The sequence below is a fragment of the Nesterenkonia aethiopica genome, from assembly GCF_039534665.1.
GTDB lineage: Bacteria > Actinomycetota > Actinomycetes > Actinomycetales > Micrococcaceae > Nesterenkonia > Nesterenkonia aethiopica.
Map to the genome: position 1 here is coordinate 42,063 of NZ_BAAAVT010000010.1, position 23,522 is coordinate 65,584.

At 70.1% G+C, this 23,522-nt stretch carries 22 protein-coding genes; 13 read left to right on the plus strand and 9 right to left on the minus strand.

The genetic code is table 11. The features are described from left to right. Positions 1-26 precede the first annotated feature (26 nt). Complete coding sequence (locus ABD658_RS08885; RefSeq protein WP_344681698.1) at positions 27-851, plus strand: aldo/keto reductase; 825 nt, start codon at positions 27-29, stop codon at positions 849-851. Between the two features lie 11 nt (positions 852-862). On the opposite strand, the gene ABD658_RS08890 is transcribed toward ABD658_RS08885, so the two are convergent. From ABD658_RS08890 to ABD658_RS08900, 3 genes are all read right to left on the minus strand, one after another. Beyond that, entirely contained in the window at positions 863-1,798 is a 936-nt protein-coding gene (locus tag ABD658_RS08890) for an aldo/keto reductase (RefSeq protein WP_344681700.1), read from the minus strand. A 35-nt stretch (positions 1,799-1,833) separates the two neighbouring features. Continuing rightward, complete coding sequence (locus ABD658_RS08895) at positions 1,834-3,426, minus strand: NAD-dependent epimerase/dehydratase family protein (RefSeq protein WP_344681702.1); 1,593 nt, start codon at positions 3,424-3,426, stop codon at positions 1,834-1,836. A 106-nt stretch (positions 3,427-3,532) separates the two neighbouring features. Then, positions 3,533-4,267: a sulfite exporter TauE/SafE family protein gene (locus ABD658_RS08900; RefSeq protein ID WP_237090074.1), complete on the minus strand. Its 735-nt coding sequence runs from the start codon at positions 4,265-4,267 to the stop codon at positions 3,533-3,535. 80 nt (positions 4,268-4,347) lie between these two features. Here ABD658_RS08900 and ABD658_RS08905 point away from each other — a divergent pair, with 80 nt between their 5' ends. Further along, positions 4,348-4,692, plus strand: a complete 345-nt coding sequence (locus ABD658_RS08905) for a VOC family protein (protein ID WP_344681705.1) — start codon at positions 4,348-4,350, stop codon at positions 4,690-4,692. Positions 4,693-4,696: 4 nt separating this feature from the next. Here ABD658_RS08905 and ABD658_RS08910 read toward each other — a convergent pair whose 3' ends face one another. Continuing rightward, entirely contained in the window at positions 4,697-5,758 is a 1,062-nt protein-coding gene (locus ABD658_RS08910; RefSeq protein ID WP_344681707.1) for a zinc-dependent alcohol dehydrogenase family protein, read from the minus strand. Between the two features lie 191 nt (positions 5,759-5,949). Between ABD658_RS08910 and ABD658_RS08915 the strand changes: the two genes are divergently transcribed. Beyond that, a complete protein-coding gene (locus ABD658_RS08915; protein ID WP_344744319.1) occupies positions 5,950-7,911 on the plus strand; it encodes an HNH endonuclease signature motif containing protein in 1,962 nt (653 codons plus the stop codon). 73 nt (positions 7,912-7,984) lie between these two features. On the opposite strand, the gene ABD658_RS08920 is transcribed toward ABD658_RS08915, so the two are convergent. Then, positions 7,985-9,688: an AMP-binding protein gene (locus ABD658_RS08920; protein ID WP_344683886.1), complete on the minus strand. Its 1,704-nt coding sequence runs from the start codon at positions 9,686-9,688 to the stop codon at positions 7,985-7,987. Positions 9,689-9,779: 91 nt separating this feature from the next. Further along, positions 9,780-10,436, minus strand: coding sequence for a TetR/AcrR family transcriptional regulator (locus ABD658_RS08925; RefSeq protein WP_344683884.1), 657 nt, complete (start codon positions 10,434-10,436; stop codon positions 9,780-9,782). Between the two features lie 121 nt (positions 10,437-10,557). Here ABD658_RS08925 and ABD658_RS08930 point away from each other — a divergent pair, with 121 nt between their 5' ends. Genes ABD658_RS08930 through ABD658_RS08950 form a run of 5 tightly spaced genes read left to right on the plus strand, consistent with a single transcriptional unit; the run spans position 10,558 to position 16,819 of the window. Beyond that, positions 10,558-12,186: a carboxyl transferase domain-containing protein gene (locus ABD658_RS08930; RefSeq protein ID WP_344683882.1), complete on the plus strand. Its 1,629-nt coding sequence runs from the start codon at positions 10,558-10,560 to the stop codon at positions 12,184-12,186. Positions 12,187-12,195: 9 nt separating this feature from the next. Further along, positions 12,196-14,205 (plus strand): ATP-binding protein, encoded by a 2,010-nt coding sequence (locus tag ABD658_RS08935; protein WP_344683880.1) that lies wholly within the window; start codon positions 12,196-12,198, stop codon positions 14,203-14,205. A gap of 15 nt (positions 14,206-14,220) precedes the next feature. Further along, positions 14,221-15,387 (plus strand): acyl-CoA dehydrogenase family protein, encoded by a 1,167-nt coding sequence (locus ABD658_RS08940; RefSeq protein ID WP_344683893.1) that lies wholly within the window; start codon positions 14,221-14,223, stop codon positions 15,385-15,387. Then, positions 15,384-15,905: a MaoC family dehydratase gene (locus tag ABD658_RS08945; RefSeq protein WP_344683878.1), complete on the plus strand. Its 522-nt coding sequence runs from the start codon at positions 15,384-15,386 to the stop codon at positions 15,903-15,905. Before ABD658_RS08940 ends, ABD658_RS08945 begins: the two co-directional genes overlap by 4 nt. Then, entirely contained in the window at positions 15,902-16,819 is a 918-nt protein-coding gene (locus tag ABD658_RS08950) for an HpcH/HpaI aldolase/citrate lyase family protein (RefSeq protein WP_344683876.1), read from the plus strand. Before ABD658_RS08945 ends, ABD658_RS08950 begins: the two co-directional genes overlap by 4 nt. Here the strand turns inward: ABD658_RS08950 and ABD658_RS08955 are convergent. Beyond that, entirely contained in the window at positions 16,775-17,506 is a 732-nt protein-coding gene (locus ABD658_RS08955) for a TVP38/TMEM64 family protein (protein ID WP_344683874.1), read from the minus strand. The genes ABD658_RS08950 and ABD658_RS08955 overlap by 45 nt on opposite strands. A 32-nt stretch (positions 17,507-17,538) precedes the next feature. On the opposite strand from ABD658_RS08955, the gene ABD658_RS08960 reads away from it, so the two are divergent. The 5 genes from ABD658_RS08960 (at position 17,539) to ABD658_RS08980 (ending at position 22,469) form a co-directional block, all read left to right on the plus strand. Next, on the plus strand, positions 17,539-18,144 hold the full coding sequence (locus tag ABD658_RS08960; protein ID WP_344683872.1) for a GNAT family N-acetyltransferase: 606 nt from the start codon (positions 17,539-17,541) through the stop codon (positions 18,142-18,144). A 46-nt stretch (positions 18,145-18,190) separates the two neighbouring features. Further along, entirely contained in the window at positions 18,191-18,856 is a 666-nt protein-coding gene (locus tag ABD658_RS08965; RefSeq protein ID WP_344683870.1) for a DUF4245 domain-containing protein, read from the plus strand. Between the two features lie 64 nt (positions 18,857-18,920). After that, complete coding sequence (locus tag ABD658_RS08970; RefSeq protein WP_344683868.1) at positions 18,921-19,553, plus strand: carbonic anhydrase; 633 nt, start codon at positions 18,921-18,923, stop codon at positions 19,551-19,553. 72 nt (positions 19,554-19,625) lie between these two features. After that, positions 19,626-21,050: a class II fumarate hydratase gene (locus tag ABD658_RS08975; RefSeq protein ID WP_311026041.1), complete on the plus strand. Its 1,425-nt coding sequence runs from the start codon at positions 19,626-19,628 to the stop codon at positions 21,048-21,050. Between the two features lie 45 nt (positions 21,051-21,095). Next, positions 21,096-22,469: an FAD-binding oxidoreductase gene (locus tag ABD658_RS08980; RefSeq protein WP_344683865.1), complete on the plus strand. Its 1,374-nt coding sequence runs from the start codon at positions 21,096-21,098 to the stop codon at positions 22,467-22,469. Here the strand turns inward: ABD658_RS08980 and ABD658_RS08985 are convergent. Both ABD658_RS08985 and ABD658_RS08990 read right to left on the minus strand, forming a co-directional pair. Then, positions 22,459-22,962 (minus strand): NUDIX hydrolase, encoded by a 504-nt coding sequence (locus ABD658_RS08985; protein ID WP_344683863.1) that lies wholly within the window; start codon positions 22,960-22,962, stop codon positions 22,459-22,461. The genes ABD658_RS08980 and ABD658_RS08985 overlap by 11 nt on opposite strands. A gap of 19 nt (positions 22,963-22,981) precedes the next feature. Continuing rightward, positions 22,982-23,497, minus strand: coding sequence for a prepilin peptidase (locus ABD658_RS08990; RefSeq protein WP_344683861.1), 516 nt, complete (start codon positions 23,495-23,497; stop codon positions 22,982-22,984). Positions 23,498-23,522 lie beyond the last annotated feature (25 nt).

Sequence of the window (23,522 nt, forward strand, 5' to 3'; positions counted from 1 at the left end):
CCTGCCGTAGGTCCTAGGATCGAGGCATGACCAGCATCAGTCTTCCCTCCGGCTCCACCATCCCTCAGCTCGGCTTCGGCACGTACAAGACCCGTGACACGGCAGCCGCAGTCACCGAGGCGCTGTGCGCGGGCTACCGCCACGTGGACACCGCGCAGATGTACGCCAACGAGGCCGGCGTCGGCGCAGGGCTGCGGGCCTCCGGTCTGCCGCGCGAGGAGGTGTTCGTCACCACGAAGCTGCGCAACGATCGCCACCGTCCCGAGGATGTCCGTCCCAGCTTGGAGGGCTCGCTGCAGGAGCTCGGCCTGGAGCAGGTGGACCTGTTCCTCATCCACTGGCCGCTGCCCACCCTCTACGGCGGCGACTTCGTCTCCACCTGGGAGGCGATGATCGAACTGGCCGAGGCGGGGCTGACCCGTGAGATCGGAGTCTCCAACTTCCAGCCGCACCACCTGGACCGGCTCGTCGAGGACACCGGCGTGGTGCCCGCGGTGAACCAGATCGAGGTCCACCCCTATTTCACCAACGACGCCGTCCGCGCCCGCTGCGCCGATCTGGGCACCGTTGTGCAGGCGTGGAGCCCGCTGGGCCGCGGGGACGAGTTCTCCGACCCGGTGATCGCCGACGTCGCCGCCTCTCACGGGGTCTCCCCGGCACGGGCCATCCTGCGCTGGCACGTACAGCGCGGCGACGTGGTGATCCCCAAGACCGACAGCCCCGAGCGGATGCGGGACAATGCCGACCTCTTCGGCTTCGCCCTCTCGGAGAAGGAGATGGCGGCGATCACCGGTCTGGACACGGGTGAGTCCGGGCGCCGCGGAGGGCACCCGGACTCGTTCGAGGGCTGATCGGTCCCGCCTCAGGGCACCCGGTGGCCTGCGGCGCGCAGCAGCTCGTACCACTCCGGGCGGGTCAGCGGGATTTCGGAGCCCGACGCGGCCTCAGCGACCCGGTCCGCCCGGGTGGTGCCCAGCACCACCTGCATGCGTGCGGGGTGACGGGTGATCCAGGCGGTGGCGATCGCCGTCGGGGTCACCGCGTACTTGTGCGCCAGCCGGTCCAGCACGGCATTGAGCTCCGGGTACTGCGTGGAGCCGATGAACACGCCGTGCGGCGACTGATACGGGGACCATGCCTGCAGCGTGATGCCGTTGATCCGGCAGTACTCCACGATCCCTTCCCCGTTGGGTGAGACGGCCGAGGTCTGGCCGACAGTGTTGGCCATGATCCCTTCGGCCAGGATGGCCGCGTGCGGGATGGACAGCTGCACCTGATTGACCACGAGGGGCTGGTTCACGGCGGTGCGCAGCAGCTCGATCTGCGCCGGAGTGTGGTTGGAGACCCCGAAGTGCCGCACCTTCCCGGTGGAGGCCAGGTGGTCGAAGGCGCGGGCCACCTCCTCCGGCTCCACGAGGATGTCCGGGCGGTGCAGCAGGAGGATGTCGATGTAGTCGGTCTGCAGGGAACGCAGCGACTCCTCTGCCGAGCTGACGATGTGCTCATAGGAGAAGTCGTAGTACGGGCCGTCCTTGACGATCCCGGCCTTGGTCTGGAGGGTGATCTCTTCCCGTTCAGCCTGGCTCAGCCGCATCGCCTCCGCGAACCGGCGCTCGCACCCGTGGGTGGTCAGCCCCGTGCTGTAGATGTCCGCGTGGTCGAAGAAGTCGACGCCGGCCTCACGCGCCGCGGTGACGAGTTCGCGGATCTCCTCATCGGTCTTCTCCGCGATCCTCATCAGGCCGAGTGTGACGCTGGGGGCGGTGATGTCGGTCTGTGCGATCTGCTGTGTGCGCATGGTCACAACCCTATCGCGGCCCCTGGTCAGCGGGCTCACAGACGCGCAGGGTCCTCCGGCCTGCCGTCGCGGAAGGCGGTCTGCCGGGTGTGTCGATGCGCCTCGCGCAGCGTCTCCAGCTGCGCGTGGGCATCCTCGATCAGCTCGGTGAACACGGCCGCCTCCACGCCCAGCTCCTCGGCATGCTCCCGGCAGACCAGCCACCCGTGGAGCTTGCCGGTCACGGCGCTGGACATCAGTTCGCACTCCAGCAGCAGCGCCGTTGGCGAGCGGCGCAGCGGGGCCCGCCCATAGGGCTTGAGCCGGGCGGCCTTCTCCCCCATCCAGGCCAGCGAGGCCGAGGGGCCCGGACGGGGGAATCCCTGGCGCAGCATGAGGCCCTGCAGGAAAGCGTGCTCACGACGGATCGCACCGGCCACCTCGGAGATCTGCGGGAAGACCGGCGTGTCCTGATACGCCTCCGCCATCGCCTCGATCCGCTTGACCCCTGCCGTGGCGCCCGTGAGGTGATCAGCCAGGTACTGGCGCAGCAGCCCGGCGTCGACCGACCCGGTGAGCCGGTGACCGGCGTTCGGCAGATCGGGACTCTCCGGCTCCGGGCCGGAGCGGGGCCTCAGGGGAGGCGAGGCCACGCCGTCGCCGGAGATCATGCCCTGCAGGACGCTCTCCACAGCCTCGGCCGCGCTGCGCAGCGGACGCCAGCCCAGTTTCTGCCGGGCGCGCGTCGTGTCCAGCACCGGGGCGCGCAAGCTCAGGTCCAACCAGCCTTCGTCAGCGGGCACCATCCCCGCACGATGGGCGGCGCGCAGGGCCGAGCGCACAGGCTTGACCGGGACCGTCACAGCCCTGCCCCGTCCTCCGGAGAACACCTTCGCCAGCTGGTGCGCGTCCAGCAGGTCGTCGGCAGCGATGTTGAAGGGCCCCTCGACACCACGGGTCACCGCCTCCGCGAAGGCTGACGCCACGTCGGCGGCATGCACGGCGTGGACCCGCAGGCCGGCCGGAAGGGGGACCAACGGCGGACGGACCGCCCCGAGCACCTGCACCGGCGCCCATCGTCCGGCGAAGTACCGCTGGATCTCCGAGCCTGCGCAGCCCTGGAAGACCAGGCCCGGACGCAGGCGGGCGAGCGATACGTCAGGATGTGCCCTCTCGAACTCGTCCATGACGCGTTCCTGAGCGGATTTGTCCTCGCTGTAGTGCGAGCCGGGGATGCCGTCGGTCGGCCAGTCCTCGGCCCGGGGATCGTCGTCCTCCACCGGCGAGTAGGCACCCACCGACGAGGCCACGGCGACACGCCGGACCCCCGCCGCGGCGGCCGCCTCCAGCACGTGACGGGTGCCGTCGACGTTGACCCGGCGCAGCAGCTCCCGCTCCGTGTTCGGCTGGACGAGCCATGCCAGATGGACGACGGCGTCGACGCCGGCGAAGGCATCGGTCAGGGCGGCCACCGACTCGCGGAACTGGACGTCGATCGTGGCCCATTCGGGAGAGGCATAAGGCTCGACGTCGGTGTCGGGAAGGCGGCGGGCGATGCCGACCACGGAGGTGACCTCCTGACGGAGATGCAGCTCTCGGAGCACGGCCGAGCCTACGTTCCCGGTGGCTCCCACGACGGCGATGTGCACGGGGTCCTCCTTCGATCCGGCGGTGCTGTGCTGTCTCAGCACGCTGTGTGGTCACTCAAGGTGGTCTTCCACCAGACCATGCCTGCCGCCGGGACACAAGGGGTGGTCAGAGGAGCAGGTTCACCGCACCGACGGCAGTGAGCACCAGCACCAGCCGGTCGAAGAGCCGCTGGGAGATGCGCACGGCGATCCACCGTCCGATGAAGGCCCCGATGACGACCAGCGGCACCAGCATCCCCGCGATCGCCAGCACCTGCAGGTTCAGCAGGCCCAGGCCCACCTGGAACGGCAGCTTCGACAGGTTGACCGCGAAGAAGAAGTAGGCGGTGGTGCCGAGGAAGGTCTTCACCGGCAATCGCATGGCGAGCAGGTACATGCTCATCACCGGTCCCCCGGCGTTGGCGACCATGGTGGTGAACCCGCCCAGCCATCCGTAGCCGTAGGCGGCCGTCCTGCCCAGCTCTGCGGCGTCGGCGGCCGATCGACGCCGCCACAGGGTGAAGGCCAGCAGCGCCAGCAGGATGGCACCGATCACTCGCCGGACGACGGCGTCAGAGGCCAGCCCCAGGAACACGGCGCCCACCAGCAGGCCCACCAGCACGGCGGGGACCAGACGCCGCAGGGTGGCCCAGTCGACGTCGCGCCGATACATCCAGACCGCAAAGAGGTCACCCACCAACAGCAGGACCAGCAGGGCCGCGGTGGACTCACGGGCCGGCATCGTGGCGGCAAAGATCGCCACCGCCAGGGTGGCGGCACCCGGCACTGCCGTCTTGGACAGGCCGACGATGAGCGCGCCGACGGCGAGCATCGCCCACCCGAGAAGGTCGAGGTCGATCACCGTGACAGCCTAATGCGCCGCCGGCCGGGGTTGGGACGGCGCACCTTGCCAGCTGCGGGACGTCGTCGTTGCATGGATCCATGACAGTGCAGAGAGTGACACCCATCTTCACGGTGGACGACCTGCCGTCGGCCGTGCAGGAGCACCGGGCGGTGCTGGGACTGGAGCTGGTGATGGACCTGGGCTGGATCGCGTTCCTCGCCGACAGCGCTGGGGCCCAGATCGGGCTGATGACGCAGGACGCCTCCGCGCCGGTGAATCCGCAGGCGTCGGTGTTCGTCGACGACGTGGAGGATGCCTACAGGCTGGCTCAGGAGGCGGGACTCGAGATCGTCCATCCGCTGACGGTCGAGGCCTGGGGCGTGCGCCGCTTCTTCTACCGCGACAGCTCCGGCACGGTGGTCAACGTGGGCATGCATCTGTGACCGCTCAGCGCCGAGGGTCGATCATGGTCATGCCCGCCTGTGGCGCACGGTCCATGAGGGGCAGCGCGGCGGCGGCCTGATCGAGGCCGATGGTCCGAGCGATGAGCCGCTCCGGGTCCAGGCGGCCGTCGGCGATCATCGCCAGCATCTCCGGGTAGGCGCCAGCAGCCATTCCATGGCTTCCCAGGACGTCCAGCTCCCAGGCGATCACCCGGTCCATGGGCAGCCGTGGGTGCCCGGACACCGCGGGCAGCAGTCCGATCTGCACGTGCCGGCCCTGACGCCGAAGGCTGTGGATCGAATCCGCGCAGGTCTGCTCGGAGCCCACGGCGTCGACGGCGACGTCGGCCCCGCCGTCGGTGAGCTCCGAGACCCTAGCTGGGACGCCCTCGTCCTGCCCTGGCGTCCCCGGGCCCTGCGGGGCGAGGATGGTATGCGCAGCACCCAGGCCACGGGCCAGGTCGAGCGCCGATTGACTGCGATCCACCGCGATCACCTCCGCGCCGAGCGCGCGTCCGATCATCACCGCGCTGAGCCCGACGCCGCCGGCGCCGATCACCGCCAGCGTCTCGCCCCTGCTGATCCGGGCCCTGCCGACAAGTCCTCGATACGCGGTGGCGAATCGACAGCCGAGACTCGCCGCGGCCTGTGAGCTCACTCCGTCCGGGATGGCGACGAGGTTGGCGTCCGCGGCGTGCAAGACGACCTGTTCGGCGAAGGAGCCCCAATGCGTGAATCCCGGCTGCTCCTGGTGGGGGCAGACCTGCGGCTCCCCCTGACGGCACCAGCGGCACCGGCCGCAGCCGCACACGAACGGCGCCGTGACACGGTCCCCGGGCCGCCAGCGCTCCACCCCCGCGCCGACCGCCTGGATGATCCCCGCCAGCTCATGACCCGGCACATGCGGCCAGGCGATGTCCTCATGTCCCGCCCAAGCATGCCAGTCGCTGCGGCACAGGCCGGTGGCCTCCACACTCACGACGACGCCGCCGTCCGGGGCGTCCGGGGCGGGCACCTCCCGCACCTCAGGGTGGGCACGGATCTCCTCGATGACGACTGCTCGCATGGGAAGAAGCATGGCACGGTTCGGTGCCTGGGCTCGATGGATATGTCAGAGGGTTCCGGAAGACTGAGCAACACCAGGAGGAGCCGGGGAAGGACCCCCGCGAGAGGGCAGCCGGGGAGGGCTCCCCCGCAGGGTCGGCAGAGACGGGCACCCCGGCAGAGACGTCAGAGGGGGTGGATAGCGTGGGAGACATGGAGGACCAGGACGGGGTGAACCAGCACCCAGACCAGCACAGCCAGCACAGCCAGCACAGCCAGCACAGCCAGCACGGCCAGCACAGCGACGACTCTCGTGCCGATCACGCTGCTGCTGGTTCTGGTGGTGCTGGCTCCGTGTTCTGGCCCGCCCGGGCCGCGCACCTAGCCCAAGAACCAGAACTCTCCCACGCCCGAGCACTGATCATCACCACCCGACAGACCGAAGCCCAAGCCCTCACCGGACTGCTGGACTACCAAGACCGCAGAGCCCGAGAAGCCCACGCCGCCGGGCTCGACCATCACACCCGCCGCGCCCTGCGGGACGCCGCCACCACAGACACCGCCGCTACCCTGGGGGTCAGCGAGCAGGTAGCCTCCGGGATGCTCACCGCCGCCCGCACCGCCCGGACCACCCTGCCGGTCACTTGGAAGACCTATCTGGCCGGGATCATCGACACCGCCCGACTGCGCGCGATCACCACCACCGCCACCACCCTGATCCGGGCTGCGCACTGTGAGGCCTTCGACGCTGCGGCCGCCGCAGCGGCAGCCCGGATGAATCTCGGTGAGCTGCGGGCCTGGCTGCGCCGCTACATCGCCACCCTGGACCCCGCCCAATACCAGGCCGACTGCGACCGTGCTCGGGCGGATCGATGGGTACGCCTCCAACACGACGACCACGCCATGAGCTACCTCGAAGCCCGCCTGCCCACAGTGGCGGCCGCCGCGATCGCGAATCGACTCCGCGCGGTCGCCCGCGGCCACCAGCACCACACCATCCCCACCCCCGAATACCCCGACACCGAATACCCCGACACCGACACCACCTGTGGAGACAGGAGCACAGGCGGGACCGGCTCACAGGCCACCAGCGCCCAGCAGGTCTTCCCCGTCGAGCACCCCCTGCGGCCCGTCGAGCACCCCGAGCTGCCACGGATCACCGACCAGATTGATGCCGCCGGTCCCATCCGCGGGGCCACCAGGATCCCCGTCCAGGTCCAGGACGGTCCTGAGGTCCTTCCCGGTGAGACCCCTGCCCCTGGAGACTCCGACCGCCTCGAACCCCCACCCACAGATCCAACCGATGCACGGGATCCTCGGACTCTGGCTCAGTTGGAGGCTGATCTGTTCGCCTCCTGGCTGCTCTCCGGTCGGGTCGAGGGCGCCCCGGTGGAGGCGAAGATCGCGGTGATGATCCCTGAGACCACCCTGACCGGACACAGCGACGACCCGGGCATCAGTGCCGACCGGAACTGGGTGATCCCAGCCAGCGATGCCCGCCACCTCGCCGGTGATCCCCGCACCTGCCACGACTGGTACCACGCCACCACCAGCCCCACCATCAACACGGACACCAGCCCGGACACCAGCCCGGGCGCCAGCCCGACCCCACCCAGTCCGCACCAGCCCAGCCCGACCCCACCCTGCCCGATCCAGCCCGGCGCAGGAGACGTCTCTCCGGACGTCCTCGCCATCACCTACACCGGCCGCTACGCTCCGGCCCGGCTGCGGGATGCCATCATCTTCCGTGACGGGGTCTGCCAGGCCCCGGGGTGCACCATCCCAGCGCAGCGCTGCGATCTTGACCACCGGCTCCCCTACCCGGCAGGCCCCACCAGCGGGCCCAACCTGCAGGCCCTGTGCCGCAGACACCATCGGTTGAAGTCCCACGGACTGCTCACCGAAGAGGACCCGGCCACACCACCGAAGACAGCGACACCAGAGCCAGCAGCACCCCCGCCACCGGCATCACTGCCACCAGACCAGCCACCTCAGCCATCTCACCCGCCTCGAACCCGTCGGTCCCAGCACAGGCCCCCACCCCTGACACGCCTGAGCTGGAACACCCTGCGCGCGATGTCCCGTGGCCCCGACCCCCACCATCGCACCGCGCCCCACGCGCTCATCAAGCTCCTTCACACCGAAGGGCGCACCCACGACCGCGGTCACCCCTGACCCACCGCGCCACCACCCACACCACACCGCCACGGATCACCAGCTGAGGACGGCACCCACCCAGGTGCCGCCCTCAGCCGGCGCGCGCGTCGTCGACCGCTCCAGGGGTGGCGAGCAGATCGAGGGCCTCGTCGCGCATCTGGACCTTGCGCACCTTCCCAGTCACGGTGGTGGGGAACTCGTCCACCACCGTCACATACCGCGGAATCTTGTAGCGCGCCAAGCGTCCGTCACAGAACTCACGCAGAGCTGCCGCGGTGAGCCGTGCGGCCCCGTCGCGCAGCCGCACCCAGGCCATCAGCTCCTCCCCGTACCGTTCGTCGGGCACACCGATGACCTGGGCGTCCACGATGTCGGGATGGGTATAGAGGAACTCCTCGATCTCGCGCGGGTAGATGTTCTCCCCACCGCGGATCACCATGTCCTTCATCCGCCCGGTGATCTGCACGTACCCTTCCGCATCCATGCGCGCCATGTCTCCTGTGCGCATCCACCCGTGGGGATCCACGACCTCGGCGGTCTTCTCCGGCTGGTCCCAGTAGCCCTGCATCACGAGATACCCACGGGTGCAGAGCTCCCCGTCGCTGTCCACGGGCAGAGTCTCCCCCGTGACGGGATCCACCACTTTGACCTCCGCATGGGGCACCACTCGGCCCACGGTCCCCACCCGACGCTCCAGCTCGTCATCCGTCCGGGTCTGCAGGGACACCGGGGAGGTCTCGGTCATCCCGTAGCAGATGGTGACCTCCTCCATGTGCATCACCTCGATGACCTGACGCATGATCTCCTCCGGGCACGGTGAGCCGGCCATGATGCCGGTGCGCAGGCTGCTCAGGTCGACGTCGCCCAGATCCTCCAGGCCGAGCTCGGCGATGAACATGGTCGGCACCCCATAGAGGCTCGTGCACCGTTCATCCTGCACCGCCTGCAACGTCCTTCGGGCATCGAACGCCGGGGCGGGAATGACCATCGTCGCGCCGTGGGTGGTGGCGCCCAGGTTGCCCATGACCATGCCGAAGCAGTGGTAGAAGGGCACGGGGATGCAGACCCGGTCCTGCTCGGTGTATCGGCAGACCTCCCCTACGAAGAAGCCGTTGTTGAGGATGTTGCGGTGGCTCAGCGTCGCACCCTTGGGGAACCCGGTGGTGCCAGAGGTGTACTGGATGTTGATCGGGTCTTCGGGCGTCAGGTCCTCCGCGACGACGTCGAGCAGCTCCTCATCCGGCTCCGCCGGGAGCAGCTGCTCCCATTCCGGGGACCCCATGATGACGCTGAGCTCCAAGGCTCCGAGCTCATCGTCCGCGCGGGCCAGCATGCTCGGATAGTCCTGACCCCGGAACTCATCTGAGGCGACGACGGCGGTGATGCCGGCCTGCTGCAGGACATAGGTCAGCTCATGCTGACGGTAGGACGGGTTGATGGTCACCAAGATCGCACCCAGCTCGGCGGTGGCGTACTGGGTCAGCGTCCATTCCCAGCGGTTGGGGCCCCAGACGCCGACCCGCTGCCCCGTCCGGACGCCTGCCCGATGCAGTCCTGTGGCCAGCCGTCGCACGTCGCGCCGGAACTCGGCGTAGGTCCAGCGCCTGTCGGCGTGCAGATCCACCAACGCCTCCCGCTCGCCGAATCGCAGCGTCGTCTCGCGGAGGTTCGCGCCGATCGTGGACTCCAGCAGCGGAGGCTCGCAGGGGCCGACGTCGTGGGCGACTCTCAGCCGGCCGGCCTGCTGGGCCGCGCCGTCGTGGAGATCCTCGGGGGTGTCATGGCTCAGGCTCATCTGCACTCCGCATCGTGGATTTCAGTGAATGCCGACAAACCCGAAGCTAGCAGGACAGTGTTGCACGTCACAACACCTCTGACGCCGACGCTCAGCGCGACATCTCCACCTCTGCGGCGGCCTGCGCCATGACCTCGAGCGCACGCGCGCCGACCTCCATGGTCTCGGCCGAGGGCGCCCGGCCGTGGACGTGCTTCAGCGAATGCGCCGTGGAGTTGATCAGCCCAAAGAGCCCATGGACGCGAAGGCTCAGCTCCTCCGATCCGGCCGCGGGATGCAGGGCGCGGACGGCGTCCACCCAGATGTCCATGTACTCGCGCTGCATGCGACGGATCCGCCGACGGTCGGGCTCGGCCAGCCGCCCCAGCTCCTGCTCCTGGACGCGGATGACCTCGGGACTGCGCAGCGCGAAGCGGACCTGAAAGGCGATGAGTCGCCGGAGCCGCTCCTCAGGGATTCCTGCGCCCGCACCCAGTGCCCTCCCTCCGTCCAGCAGCTCCTGGCTCACCTCGAGCAGCAGCTGGCCCAGCATGTCCCGTTTGCCCTTGAAGTGCCGATAGATGGCCTGCCCGGTGACGCCCGCCTCGCTGCCGATGTCGTCCAGCGCCACTGAGGCGAAGCCTCGGGTGCCGAACAGCCGGCCCGCCGCCTCGAGCAGGTCGCGCCGCCGGCGGTCCTTCTCCTGCTGGCGCCGGGTCCGCGGCGGACCCGACGACTCGCCCGACCCGCCGTCGAGAATGGACATCATGTGATCACCGCCACTAGAGTCGCTTTCAGTGAACCATCGTTCACTCAAATCTACCGGACGTCGGACCTGACCGGCACCGGATCTGACCGGCACCGGATCTGCTGGACACCAGGAGGAAGACGTGGAGCCACGGGGCATCTCGCACACCCTCTCCACCGCCGTGGACCCCCGGGACGAGACCTTCGCGGCCAACGCCCGCCGGAACCGCGAACTGCGCGACCAGCTGCACCAGACCCTGCGTCGCACCGCTCTCGGCGGCTCCGAGGCGTCACGACGTCGGCATCAGCAGCGCGGCAAACTGCTCCCCCGCGAGCGCGTGGACCGGCTGCTCGACGCCGGCAGCCCGTTCCTGGAGATCGGCGCACTGGCCGCCCACGGCATGTACGACGACGCCTCCCCCGGCGCCGGAATCATCACCGGCATCGGGCTGGTCCACGGTCGGCCCGTGATGGTGGTGTGCAACGATTCCACCGTCAAAGGCGGCACCTACTTCCCCGTCACGGTGAAGAAGCACCTGCGGGCTCAGCGGATCGCCCAGGAGAACCGGCTTCCGTGCCTCTACCTGGTGGACTCGGGCGGAGCGTATCTGCCCCTGCAGGATGAGGTGTTCCCGGATGAGGACCACTTCGGCCGCATCTTCTACCACCAGGCCCAGCTCTCCGCGGAGGGCATCCCGCAGATCGCCGCGGTCATGGGCTCCTGCACCGCCGGCGGCGCCTACGTGCCCGCCATGAGCGACGAGTCGGTGATCGTGCGGAACCAGGGCACGATCTTCCTGGGCGGGCCGCCGCTGGTCAAAGCGGCCACCGGAGAGGTCGTCACACCCGAGGAGCTCGGCGGCGCGAAGGTCCACACCGCCGAATCCGGCGTGGCGGACCACATCGCCGAGGACGACGACCACGCTCTCCAGATCCTCCGCGACATCGTCGCCACCCTCCCCGCTCCCGCCCCGCGGGCCTGGGAGCTTGCCTCCGAGGTCCGCCCTCCGCGGCTGGACGTGGCTGATCTGGACGGCATCATCCCGCAGGACGTCAATCAGCCCTACGACGTCCACGAGGTGATCGCCCGGATCGTCGACGACAGCGCCTTCCACGAGTTCAAACGCGACTACGGCACCACCTTGGTCACCGGATTCGCCCACGTGGACGGGCACCCCGTCGGCATCGTGGCGAACAACGGGATCCTGTTCTCCGAGTCCTCCCTGAAGGGCGCGCACTTCATCGAGCTGTGCGACCAGCGGGGCATTCCTCTGCTGTTCCTGCAGAACATCTCCGGGTTCATGGTCGGCCGTGACTACGAGGCCGGAGGAATCGCGAAGAACGGCGCCAAGATGGTCACCGCCGTGGCCACCACCCGGGTCCCGAAGATCACGGTGGTCATCGGGGGCTCGTTCGGGGCCGGGAACTACTCCATGTGCGGGCGCGCCTACTCGCCCCGGTTCCTGTTCATGTGGCCCAATGCGCGGATCTCCGTGATGGGCGGCGAGCAGGCCGCTTCCGTGCTGGCCACCGTGAAGCGCGACCAGCTCGAGGCCGCAGGCGAGACCTGGAGCCCCGAGGAGGAGGACGCGTTCAAGGCCCCGATCCGACAGACCTACGAGGACCAGGGACAGCCGTACTATTCCACCGCCCGGCTCTGGGACGACGGCATCATCGACCCCGCCGACACCCGACGGGTGCTCTCCATGGCGCTGGAGGTCTGCTCGCGGACCCCGCTGCCGGCGTCGGGCTTCGGCCTGTTCAGGATGTAGGAGGCCAGCATGGACCAGCTCTTCACCACCGTCCTGGTGGCCAACCGCGGAGAGATCGCCTGCCGGGTGATCTCCACCCTGCATCGCCTGGGCATCACCGCGGTGGCCGTACATTCCGAGGCCGACGTCGACGCCGCCCACGTGCGGATGGCTGACCGTTCGGTCTGCCTCGGCCCCGCCGCGGCCTCCGCCTCTTATCTGGACGTCGACGCCGTGATCGAGGCCGCCCGCACCACCGGGGCCGAGGCCATCCACCCCGGCTACGGCTTCCTCTCCGAGAACGCTTCCTTCGCGCGGGCCTGCGAGGCCGCCGGAGTCGTCTTCATCGGCCCCGGGGCGCAGGCGCTGGAGATCATGGGGGACAAGATCCGGGCCAAGGAGCATGTGGCCGCGGCCGGGGTGCCGCTGGTCGACGGCGTGTCCGCCCCGGGCCTCGACGACGACGCCCTCGTCGAGGCCGCCGCCGGGATGACCTACCCGGTGCTGATCAAGCCCTCAGCGGGCGGCGGCGGCAAAGGCATGCAGGTCGTGGAGCGCCCCGAGGAGCTGGCCGAGGCTCTGCCGGCGGCCCGCCGCGTGGCCCAGGCGGCCTTCGGCGACGACTCGCTGATGATCGAGCAGCTGATCCGCAGCCCCCGGCACATCGAGGTCCAGGTCCTCGCCGACTCCCACGGCGACGTCATCCACCTGGGCGAACGCGAATGCTCCCTGCAGCGCCGTCATCAGAAGGTGATCGAAGAGGCACCCTCCCCCCTGCTGCTGGACACCGAGGACGGTGAGCAGATCCGGGCCCGGCTGGGCGAGGCGGCGTGCCAGGCCGCCCGGAGCGTGGACTACCGCGGGGCCGGCACGGTCGAGTTCCTCGTCTCCGACGAGGACCCCGGGACGTTCTTCTTCATGGAGATGAACACCCGGCTGCAGGTGGAGCACCCCGTCACCGAGGAGATCACCGGGGTGGACCTGGTGGAGCAGCAGATCCGGATCGCCGCCGGTCAGCCCCTGGCGCTGACCCAGGAGGACGTGAGGCTGACCGGGCACGCCGTCGAGGCCCGGGTGTACGCCGAGCAGCCCGAGGCCGGGTTCCTCCCGGCCACCGGGACGGTGCTGCGACTCCACGAGCCCGCCGGCGAGGGGGTCCGTGTGGACACCGGACTGCGGGCCGGACAGGCCGTCGGCATCGACTATGACCCCATGCTGGCCAAGGTCATCTCCCACGCCCCGGACCGGGCCCAGGCCCTGTCCCGTCTGCACCGGGCGCTCGGACAGACGGTCATCCTCGGAGTGGAGACCAACCTGGCCTACCTGCGGGGCCTGCTCGACGATGACGACGTCCGGGCCGGACGCCTGGACACCACCCTGATCGCGCGGCGACTGCCGGACCTTGCACTCCCCCGACCGGACGACGATCTGCTCACCGCCGCCGCCCTGCTGGTCGCCCAGCCCCGGCCGGTTCCTGGCGAAGGATGGGCCTGCGACGGCTGGCGCGCCGCCGAGCAGGCCGTGCCCTCGGTGCTGGTCACCCACGCCGGTGCCGACGGCCACACCCTGACCACCACCGTCCCCCTCGACGGCACAGCTTCCCTGGACGGCCCCGCCACGCCCGACGGCGGACCGGGCACCCACCTGCTCACCCGGCACGGGCGCAGCAGATCGGTCGCCCTGGCCCGCGGAGACCGCTCCGACGCCGGCGTCGTCGTCTGGGCCTGGGCCGACGGGGTCACGGCACGGCTGACCGTGGCCGACCGGACCACCCAGACCCTGACCGCACTCGCCCAGCGGGAGGCGGAGCTCACCGAGGCCGCCCCCGAGGTGACCGCCCCGCTGCCCGGCACCGTGATCGCCGTCGCCGTGACCAGCGGCGACACGGTCCGCGCCGGGGACCCGCTGGTGACGATCGAGGCCATGAAGATGGAGCATCGGCTGCTCGCCCCGTTCGACGGGACGGCGAACCTCGCCGTCGCCGCCGGGGAGCAGGTGTCGCTCGGCCAGGTGCTGGCGACCGTGACGAAGGAGGAGTGAGAAGTGGATCTACGTATGGACCATGTGCTCAGCGAGGAGCATCAGGCCCTGAAGGAGGCCGTCCACGACTTCACCCAGGAGGTGGTCGCCCCCGTCTCTGCGGCGCACGACGCCGACCATTCCTTCCCCTACGAGGTGATCGCCCAGATGGGTGAGATGGGGCTGTTCGGACTGCCGTTCCCCGAGGAGCACGGCGGTCAGGGCGGCGACTACTTCGCGCTGTGCCTCGCGCTGGAGGAGCTGGCGAAGGTGGACCAGTCGGTGGCGATCACCCTGGAGGCCGGCGTCTCTCTGGGGGCCATGCCCATCCACCGGTTCGGCACCGAGGCGCAGAAGCAGCGCTGGCTGCCGGAGCTGACCAGCGGTCGACGGCTGGCCGGGTTCGGGCTCACCGAGTCCGAGGCGGGCTCCGACGCCGGAGGCACCCGCACCCGGGCGGTCCTCGACGGCGACGAGTGGGTCATCGACGGCACCAAGGAGTTCATCACCAACTCCGGCACCACGATCACCTCCCTGGTCACCGTCACCGCCGTCACCGGGGAGCAGCAGCTGCCCGACGGCCGGACCAAGAAGGAGATCTCCACGATCCTGGTGCCCACCGACACTCCCGGGTTCACCGCAGAGCCCGCCTATGACAAAGTCGGTTGGAACGCCTCGGACACGCATCCGCTGACCCTGTCCGGGGTCCGCGTGCCGCAGGAGAACCTGCTCGGCGAGCGCGGCCGCGGCTACGCGAACTTCCTGGGGATCCTGGATGAAGGCCGGATCGCGATCGCCGCCCTGGCCACCGGCGCGGCCCAGGGCTGTGTGGACGAGGCGGCGCGCTACGCCAAGGAACGGGAGACTTTCGGCGCCGCGATCGGTACCAACCAGGCGATCTCCTTCAAGATCGCCCGCATGCAGGCCCGGGCGCACTCGGCCCGGCTGGCCTACTACGACGCCGCGGCCCGCATGCTGGAGGGCCGTCCCTTCAAGACTGAGGCCGCCATCGCCAAGCTCATCGCCGGGGAGGCCGCCATGGACAACGCCCGCGACGCCACTCAGGTGTTCGGCGGCTACGGGTTCATCAACGAGTCCGTCGTCGCCCGGCACTACCGGGACTCCAAGATCCTGGAGATCGGGGAGGGCACCACCGAGGTGCAGCTGATGCTGATCGCCCGGAGCCTGGGGCTGGACGCATGAGCGAGCAGCGAATCATCCAGCAGCGAGGGCTCTACCTGGACGAGATCGAGGTCGGGGCGGTGTACCGGCACGCACCGGGACGCACCGTCACCGAAGCGGACAACGTCGGGTTCACCACCCTGACCATGAACACCCAGTCCCTGCATCTGGACGCCCACTGGGCCGCCCAGCAGCCCTTCGGCCGGCCCCTGGTGAACTCGATGTTCACCCTGTCCACGCTGGTCGGCGCGTCGGTGGCGCAGCTGACGCAGGGCACCATCGTGGCGAACCTCGGCTTCGAGGCCGTCTCGTTCCCGCATCCGCTGTTCCACGGCGACACCCTGTACTCGGAGTCGGAGATCCTGGACACGCGCCCCTCCGGCTCCCGTCCCGGGCAGGGCATCGCCCGGATCCGGCATCGAGGCCGCAACCAGGAGGGCACCCTGGTGGCCGAATGCGTCCGCTCCGTGATGCTCTGGGTCTCCGAGGAGGCCCACCGGTCCGGCACAGCAGAAGGCACCTCAGGAGGATCCGCATGAGCCGCCGTCGTGAGGTCAGCGGTCGGGCGTTCACCGCCGGGCCCACCCTGCTGTTCTGCCCGGCCGATCGTCCCGAACGCTACGCCAAGGCCGCCGAGCGGGCCGATGCGGTGATCCTCGACCTGGAGGACGCCGTCGCTGAGCCGGACAAGCCCGCGGCTCGCGATCACCTGCGTGCGCACCTGGATACGCTGGCCGGCCCGGGGGGCGCGGACCTGCGGGCCCGGACGGTGGTGCGGATCAGCCCTGCCGGCACCGAAGACTTCCACGCCGACGTCGCCCTGCTGGCCGGCAGCCCGGTGGAGCTGGTGATGCTCGCCAAGACCGAGTCCGCGCAGGACGTGGCCGCAGCCGCTGAGGCGCTGCCCGGGGTCGGACTGATCCCGCTGTGCGAGACCGCCGCAGGCGCCACCCGGGCCGAGCAGATCGCCTCCCACCCGCAGGTGGTGGCGGTGATGTGGGGCGCCGAAGACCTCATCGCCTCCCTCGGAGGCAGCTCCTCCCGGCGCGCCGACGGCCGCTACCGGGACGTGGCCCGGCAGGCCCGCGCCCAGGTGCTGCTCGCCGCCGCCACCCACGGCGCCGCCGGGATCGACGCGATCTATGCGGACATCGACGACGTCACGGGCCTGGCGGAGGAGGCCGCTGACGCGGTGGCCAGCGGCTGGGCGGCCAAGGCCTGCATCCACCCGTCCCAGGTGCCGCTGATCCGGCAGGCCTACGCGCCCACGGCCGAGGAGCTGGAGCACGCCCGCGCCCTCCTGGCGCAGGTGCCCCACCACGGCGGTGCCTTCCGGTTCCGCGGGGCGATGGTGGACCTGCCGCTGATCCGCCACGCCGAGCAGGTCGTGTGCCGGGCCGAGGCGGCCTCAGCTGCGTCGACGGAACCGGTCACCCGGCAGCGGGCGCGATGAGGTGCCCTTCCAGGCGCGCAGCGCCCAGATGGTCATGGTGACCACCACCGCCCAGGCGCACAGCACCACCGCGGCCGGGACCACGCCCGGCTCGGAGATGAACGAGCCGACGGCGACCAGGGACACCTGCCCCGGGACGGTGGAGATCAGCCCCGCCACCAGGAAGTCCCGCTGAGAGACTCCGAACGCGCCGGAGCCGTAGTTGACCGGCCAGTACGGCAGGCCGGGCATGAGCCGCAGCGTGGCCACCGCTTGGAACCCGGCGTCGGCCAGATGCCGCTCCACGGTGTCGGCGTGGGTGCCCAGCATCTTCACCACGGTGGCGCGTCCGAGCGCCCGGGCCAGCCAGTAGGCGCCCCAGCAGCCGATGAACACGCCGATGATCGAGAGGGCGCTGCCCTCCACGATGCCGAACAGCAGCCCGCCGGTGACCGCCATGATCGTCACCGGGATGGGAGTCATGGCCACGATCGCGTACAGCAGCACGAACACGATCCAGGCCGCCCAGCCGAGGCTCTCCATGTCCGCACGCAGCTCGTCCACGGACGGCAGCCGCACGTTGAAGGCCAGCCAGAGCATCAGCAGCAGCACCAGGACGAGCAGCGTGTTGCGCAGATAGGTGCCCCACTGCAGGCCGGTCCTGCCCACAGGTGCGGGTGCTGCGTCGTCGGGCTGATCCTGACTCATCAGCACCACTGTACGGCGCTAGGCTGACACCTATGACCGCGGACACGACCTCTCAGCGCACCTTCCACGAGCTCTGCGCGGCCCGAGGCACGGCGTTCCCGGTGCTCACCGAGCGGCTGACCCTGAGCCCGTTCACGGCCGCCGACCTCGACGAGGTCTGGGAGTACTGGCGCCTGCCGGAGACCACCCACTGGATGTCCCGCCGGTACGAGGCCCCGGAGCAGCTCTGCGACCGGTGGCTGCCCCAGGGCTCCAAGTTCACCGTGCGACTGCGGACGGATGGCGCGCTGCTCGGCGATGTGGGCGCGCGGCTGCAGGACGGCTGGGCCCAGCAGGAGGCGGCCGATCAGGCCCGGGGCACGCAGGTCGAGCTGGACTGGACCCTCGCTCCGCAGCACCAGGCCCATGGATATGCCCGGGAGGCGGTACGGGCTCTCATGGAGCTGGTCGCTGACCTGGGTGTCCGCAGGATGCAGGCCGGCTGCTTCGCCGAGAACACCGGCTCCTGGCGGCTCATGGAGGCCCTGGGCATGCGCCGCGAGACCTCCACGGTCCGGGAGTCGCTGCACCGGGACCTCGGCTGGCAGGACGGCGTCGGCTATGCCGTGCTGGCCGAGGAGCTTCCCGCCCGTCATTGACGGTCAGGTGGACGGAGCACCGGCAGAACTTTGGGACAATGGGCGGGTGACAGAACGCGAACAGGACCAGGCCCCGCCCAAGCCCCAGCTGACCCCCGCCCAGTCGAAGCGGATCTCGCAGCCGATGACCGCGATGATCATCACCATGGCCGTGACGGTCGGAGCGGTCGCCGCGTTCTACATGATGAACCCTGAGCCGGACGTGGAGCCCTACCAGCGGGACGAGGACGTCCACCAGGAGGCCGCCTACGTGGCCGACGTCGCCACCTTCGCACCCCTGGCCCCCGAGGTGCCGGAGGGATGGTCCGCGAACTACGCCCGCTGGGAGACCAGGCCGGAGCACGGTGTGCCCGTCTGGGAGGTCGGCTACACCACCGACGCGGTCGACTTCATCGGCTTCGCCCAGACCGCCCAGGGCAACCCCACCTGGATCGCCGAAGAGACCCGGCAGGCCTCCCCCGCCGGCACGCACACGGTGGACGGCCTGGAGTTCGAGGTCCGTGACGGCGACCGTGACCGCACCTACTATGTCCTCACCGAGGAGGAGAACGACGTCGACGGCACCACCGTGGTCATCGGCGGAGACGCCTCCGAGGAGGAGTTCGACCTCGCCCTGGAGGCCGTGGTGGCGTCCCTGGGCGAAGACCCGCGGGACGACGCCGACCCCAGCCCCGGCGCCGACACCGATGAGGACTCCGACACAGCCCCGTGATCCGCCCTGCCCTAGGCTGAGAGCACCTGCCCGCCCAGCATCTCCACCACCCCCGAGGAGTACGATGACCGACGCCATCAGTCCTTCCCCCGCCCCCAGCCCCGCTGAGGTCTGGGAGCGCCTGCAGGCCGGCAACGCCCGGTTCGTCTCCGGGGAGGTCGCCCACCCCAACCAGAACGCGGCCCGCCGCAGCTCGCTGACCGACGGGCAGCACCCGATGGCCGTGATCTTCGGCTGCTCGGACTCCCGGCTGGCCGCAGAGATCATCTTCGACGTCGGACTGGGCGACGTGTTCGTGGTCCGCACCGCCGGCCAGGTGATCGACGACGCCGTCCTGGGGTCCCTGGAGTACAGCGTGGACGTGCTGGAGGTGCCGCTGATCGTGGTGCTCGGCCATGACTCCTGCGGTGCCGTCACCGCCGCCATGGAGTCCGCAGCCTCGGCCACCACCCCCACCGGATTCGTGCGCAGCCTGGTGGAGCGCATCACGCCCTCCGTGCTGGCCGCCCAGCGCCAGGGACTGACCACGGTCAACGAGACCGTGGAGGAGCACGTGAAGCAGACGGTCTCACGGATCACCGAGCACTCCCGCGCCATCTACGAGGCCGTCCAGGACGGACGCACCGCGGTGATCGGTGTGACCTACCGGCTGGCGGAGGGACGCGCGGACCTGGTCAGCACCACCGGCGAAGTCTGAGCACATCACACGACGCGCTTCACAGTGCGACGGCTCGACGCGGAGCCTCACCGGCGTCCATAGAATGGGCCCATGACCCAGAACTCTGCTGCTGAGACCGAATACCGCATCGAGCGAGACACCATGGGTGAGGTGAAGGTGCCTGCCCACGCGCTGTACCGGGCCCAGACCCAGCGCGCCGTGGAGAACTTCCCCATCTCCGGACGCACCCTGGAGCGCGCCCACATCGAGGCGCTGGCCCGGGTGAAGAAGGCCGCAGCCCTGGCCAACCAGGAGCTGGGCGTGCTTGACGGCGAGCTCGCCGAGGCCATCGCCGGCGCCGCCGAGAAGGTGGCCTCCGGCGAGCTGGACGAGCACTTCCCAGTGGACGTGTTCCAGACCGGCTCCGGCACCTCCTCCAACATGAACACCAACGAGGTGCTGGCCACCCTGGCCAACCAGGCGCTGCAGGAGAAGGGCTCGGACAAGGAGGTCCACCCCAACGACCACGTCAACGCCTCGCAGTCCTCCAACGACGTCTTCCCCACCTCGGTGCACGTTGCCGCCACCGGTGCGCTGATCAACGACCTCAAGCCCGCCCTGGCCTACCTGGCCGAGGCCCTGGAGGCCAAAGCCGCCGAGTTCGCCGACGTCGTGAAGTCCGGCCGCACCCACCTGATGGATGCCACCCCGGTGACCCTGGGCCAGGAGTTCGCCGGCTACGCGGCGCAGGTCCGCTACGGCATCGAGCGCATCGAGTCCTCCCTGCCGCGCGTGGCCGAGGTCCCGTTGGGCGGCACCGCCGTAGGCACCGGCATCAACACCCCCCTGGGCTTCGCGGAGAAGGCCATCGCCCACCTGGCCGAGGACACCGGCCTGCCCCTGACCGAGGCTCGCGACCACTTCGAGGCGCAGGCGAACCGGGACGGGCTCGTGGAGGCCTCCGGTCAGCTGCGCAACATCGCCTACTCGCTGATCAAGATCAACAACGACCTGCGCTGGATGGGTTCGGGCCCCAACACCGGGCTCGGCGAGATCGCCATCCCGGACCTGCAGCCGGGATCCTCGATCATGCCGGGCAAGGTGAACCCGGTCATCTGTGAGTCCGCCATCCAGGTGTGCGCCCAGGTGATCGGCAACGACACCACCGTGGCACTGTCCTCCACCAACGGGGCCTTCGAGCTCAACGTCGGCATCCCGGTGATGGCGGCGAACCTGCTGGAGTCGATCCGCCTGCTGAAGAACACCTCCTACGTGATGGCGGACAAGATGATCTCCGGGCTCACCGCCAACGAGGATCGCTGTGCGTTCCTCGCCGGCGCCTCCCCCTCGGTGGTCACCCCGCTGAACAAGCACATCGGCTACGAGGCCGCCGCCGAGATCGCCAAGCATGCGGTCAAGAACAAGGTGACGGTCCGGGAGGCCGTGGTGGAGCTGGGCTACCTGGAGCGCGGCGAGCTCACCGAGGCGCAGCTGGACGAGGCCCTCGACGTGAAGTCCATGACCCAGCCGGGCTGATCCCCACCGCGCCGATCCCCACTCGCCCCTCCAGGAGGCCCTGTCATGTCCGCAGCCGTCGTCGCCGAGCTCGAGGCCGCACTGCCCGGACGGGTCACCACCGATCCGGCGGCCCTGCGGGCGCTGTCCACGGATCGGTCCGGTCATGTGGGCGAGGGTCTTCCGGTGGCGGCGGTCCTCGCCGAGAGCGTCGAGGACGTGCAGCACGTGTGCCGCACCGCGAGCGCCCACGGCACGCCCGTGGTCGCCCGCGGGGCGGGCACTGGGCTGGCCGGCGGCGCCACCGCCGGAGACGGGGAGATCGTGCTGAGCCTGGAGCGGATGGACCGGGTCCTGGAGGTCTCTCCGCAGAACCGGCTGGCGGTCGTGCAGGCCGGGGTGATCAACGGGCGGCTCGACGCACAGCTGGCCGAGCATGGCCTGTGGTGGTCCCCGGACCCGGCCAGCAAGGACATCTCCACGGTGGGCGGCAACATCGCGATGAACGCCGGTGGGCTCCTGTGCGCCAAATACGGGGTGACCCGGGAGTCCGTGCTGGGGCTGACCGTGGTGCTGGCCGACGGGCGCCGGCTCGACGTCGGCCGCCGCACCGTCAAAGGCGTCACGGGCTACGACCTCACCGCCCTGATGATCGGATCGGAGGGGACGCTGGGGATCATCGTGGAGGCCACGCTGAGGCTGCGTCCGGCGGTGAGCGGGGAGACCCCGACCCTGACGGCGACCTTCAGCAGCATCGTCGACGCCGCGGCCGCCTCCTCGGCACTGGTCCACGCGGGTCACATTCCGGCCGCCATGGAGCTGTTGGATCGGCCCTGCCTGGACGCCCTGACCTCCTTCACCGGTGAGGACCCCTCGCAGGGCGGCCAGGCGTTCCTGCTGCTGCAGTGCGACGGCGAGTCCGCCGCGGCCGAGCTGCAGGCCTGCGCGGCGATCCTGCAGTCCCATGGGGGCCGTGTCCAGGTGGCCCGGGACCAGGCAGAGGCGCAGCGTCTCTTCGGGCTGCGCCGGCAGATGTTCCCGGCCCTGGAGGCCCGCGGCACTCCGCTGATCGAGGACGTGGCCGTGCCGCTGGACCGCATGGCGGACGCCTTCGCCGAGATCCGTCGCATCGAGCAGGACTGCGGGGTGCTCATCCCCACCGCCGCCCACGCCGGCGACGGCAACCTGCACCCCACGTTCTCCTTCGAGGGCCACCGTGTGCCGGAGCGGATCTGGGAGGCCGCCGGACGGATCTTCGAGATGGCGCTGGCCATGGGCGGCACCCTGACCGGGGAGCATGGTGTGGGGCTGCTGAAGCGCCGGTGGCTCGTCGACGAGCTCGGCGCCGACCAGTTCGCCCTGCAGCGGCAGATCAAGGAGCTCTTCGACCCCGCCGGGATCCTGAACCCAGGGAAGGTCTTCGCTGAGCTCAGCCGGTGAGGAGCCGGGCCGGGGCGCCGTCGTCGAGCGCCCACCCGATGACCATCCGCTGATCCTCGGCCAGCGGTTCCGGCAGGGCGGAGACCGGGTACCAGCCGACCTCCACCGACTCGTCGTCGTTGACCCGCGGATCGCCCGAGACCGGCTCCATCTCCAGGACGGTGTCCAGGTAGCGGCAGCGGTCGCCGTTGCCGTACTGCACCAGGTGCGTGGCGAAGACCCCGGCCACCCGCACCGGACGGGCGACGACCGCCGTCTCCTCCTCGATCTCCCGGACCGCGCCCTCGCCGGGCTGCTCGCCGGGCTCCAGGATCCCGGAGGTGACGGTCCACGCGCCGTTGTCACTGCGCTTCACCAGCAGCACCTCCGGCTCCTGCAGCGCGGCGCCGGCGTCGTGCCGGCGCACGACCACGCCCCGGACGGCAGGGATCCACAGATCAGCGCTGCCGATGTGGGTGCGCAGGTCACGGATGAAATCAGGTGTGGGTGCCATCGGCTGACAGCGTAGCCGCTCAGCTGCCGATCAGCGCCAGCGCCGTGCCGATGATCAGGAACGGGCCGAAGGCGATCCTGGTCCGCCGATCGGCCTGGCGGGTGATCAGCAGGATGATGGCCACCACCCCGGCCAGGACGAAGGAGAGCACGACGGCGGCGGCGACGGTCACCCAGCCGAGGAAGCCCGTGTAGAGGCCCAGCACGACTGCGAGCTTGACGTCCCCCATGCCGATGGACGGCGGGTGGACGAGTCGGACCAGGAGGAACACGAACCCCCAGAGCAGCCCTGCCGCCACGCCGCGCAGCAGCCCGGGAAGATCACCGAGCAGCAGGGCCACCAAGACCAGGATCCCGGTGGTCACCCCCGCCCACGGGTAGAGGATGCGGTTCGGGAGGCGGTGCTCGGTCAGGTCGATGAAGCTCAGCGCCACCGCGCACACCTCGAAGATCGCGCCTCCCAGGAGCAGCAGCGCCCCGGCGAGGAATTCCGCACCAGACCCCGAGGTCATAAGGTCGCCGATGAAGAGGATCACCTCTCCAGCCTACGGAGGATCCCTT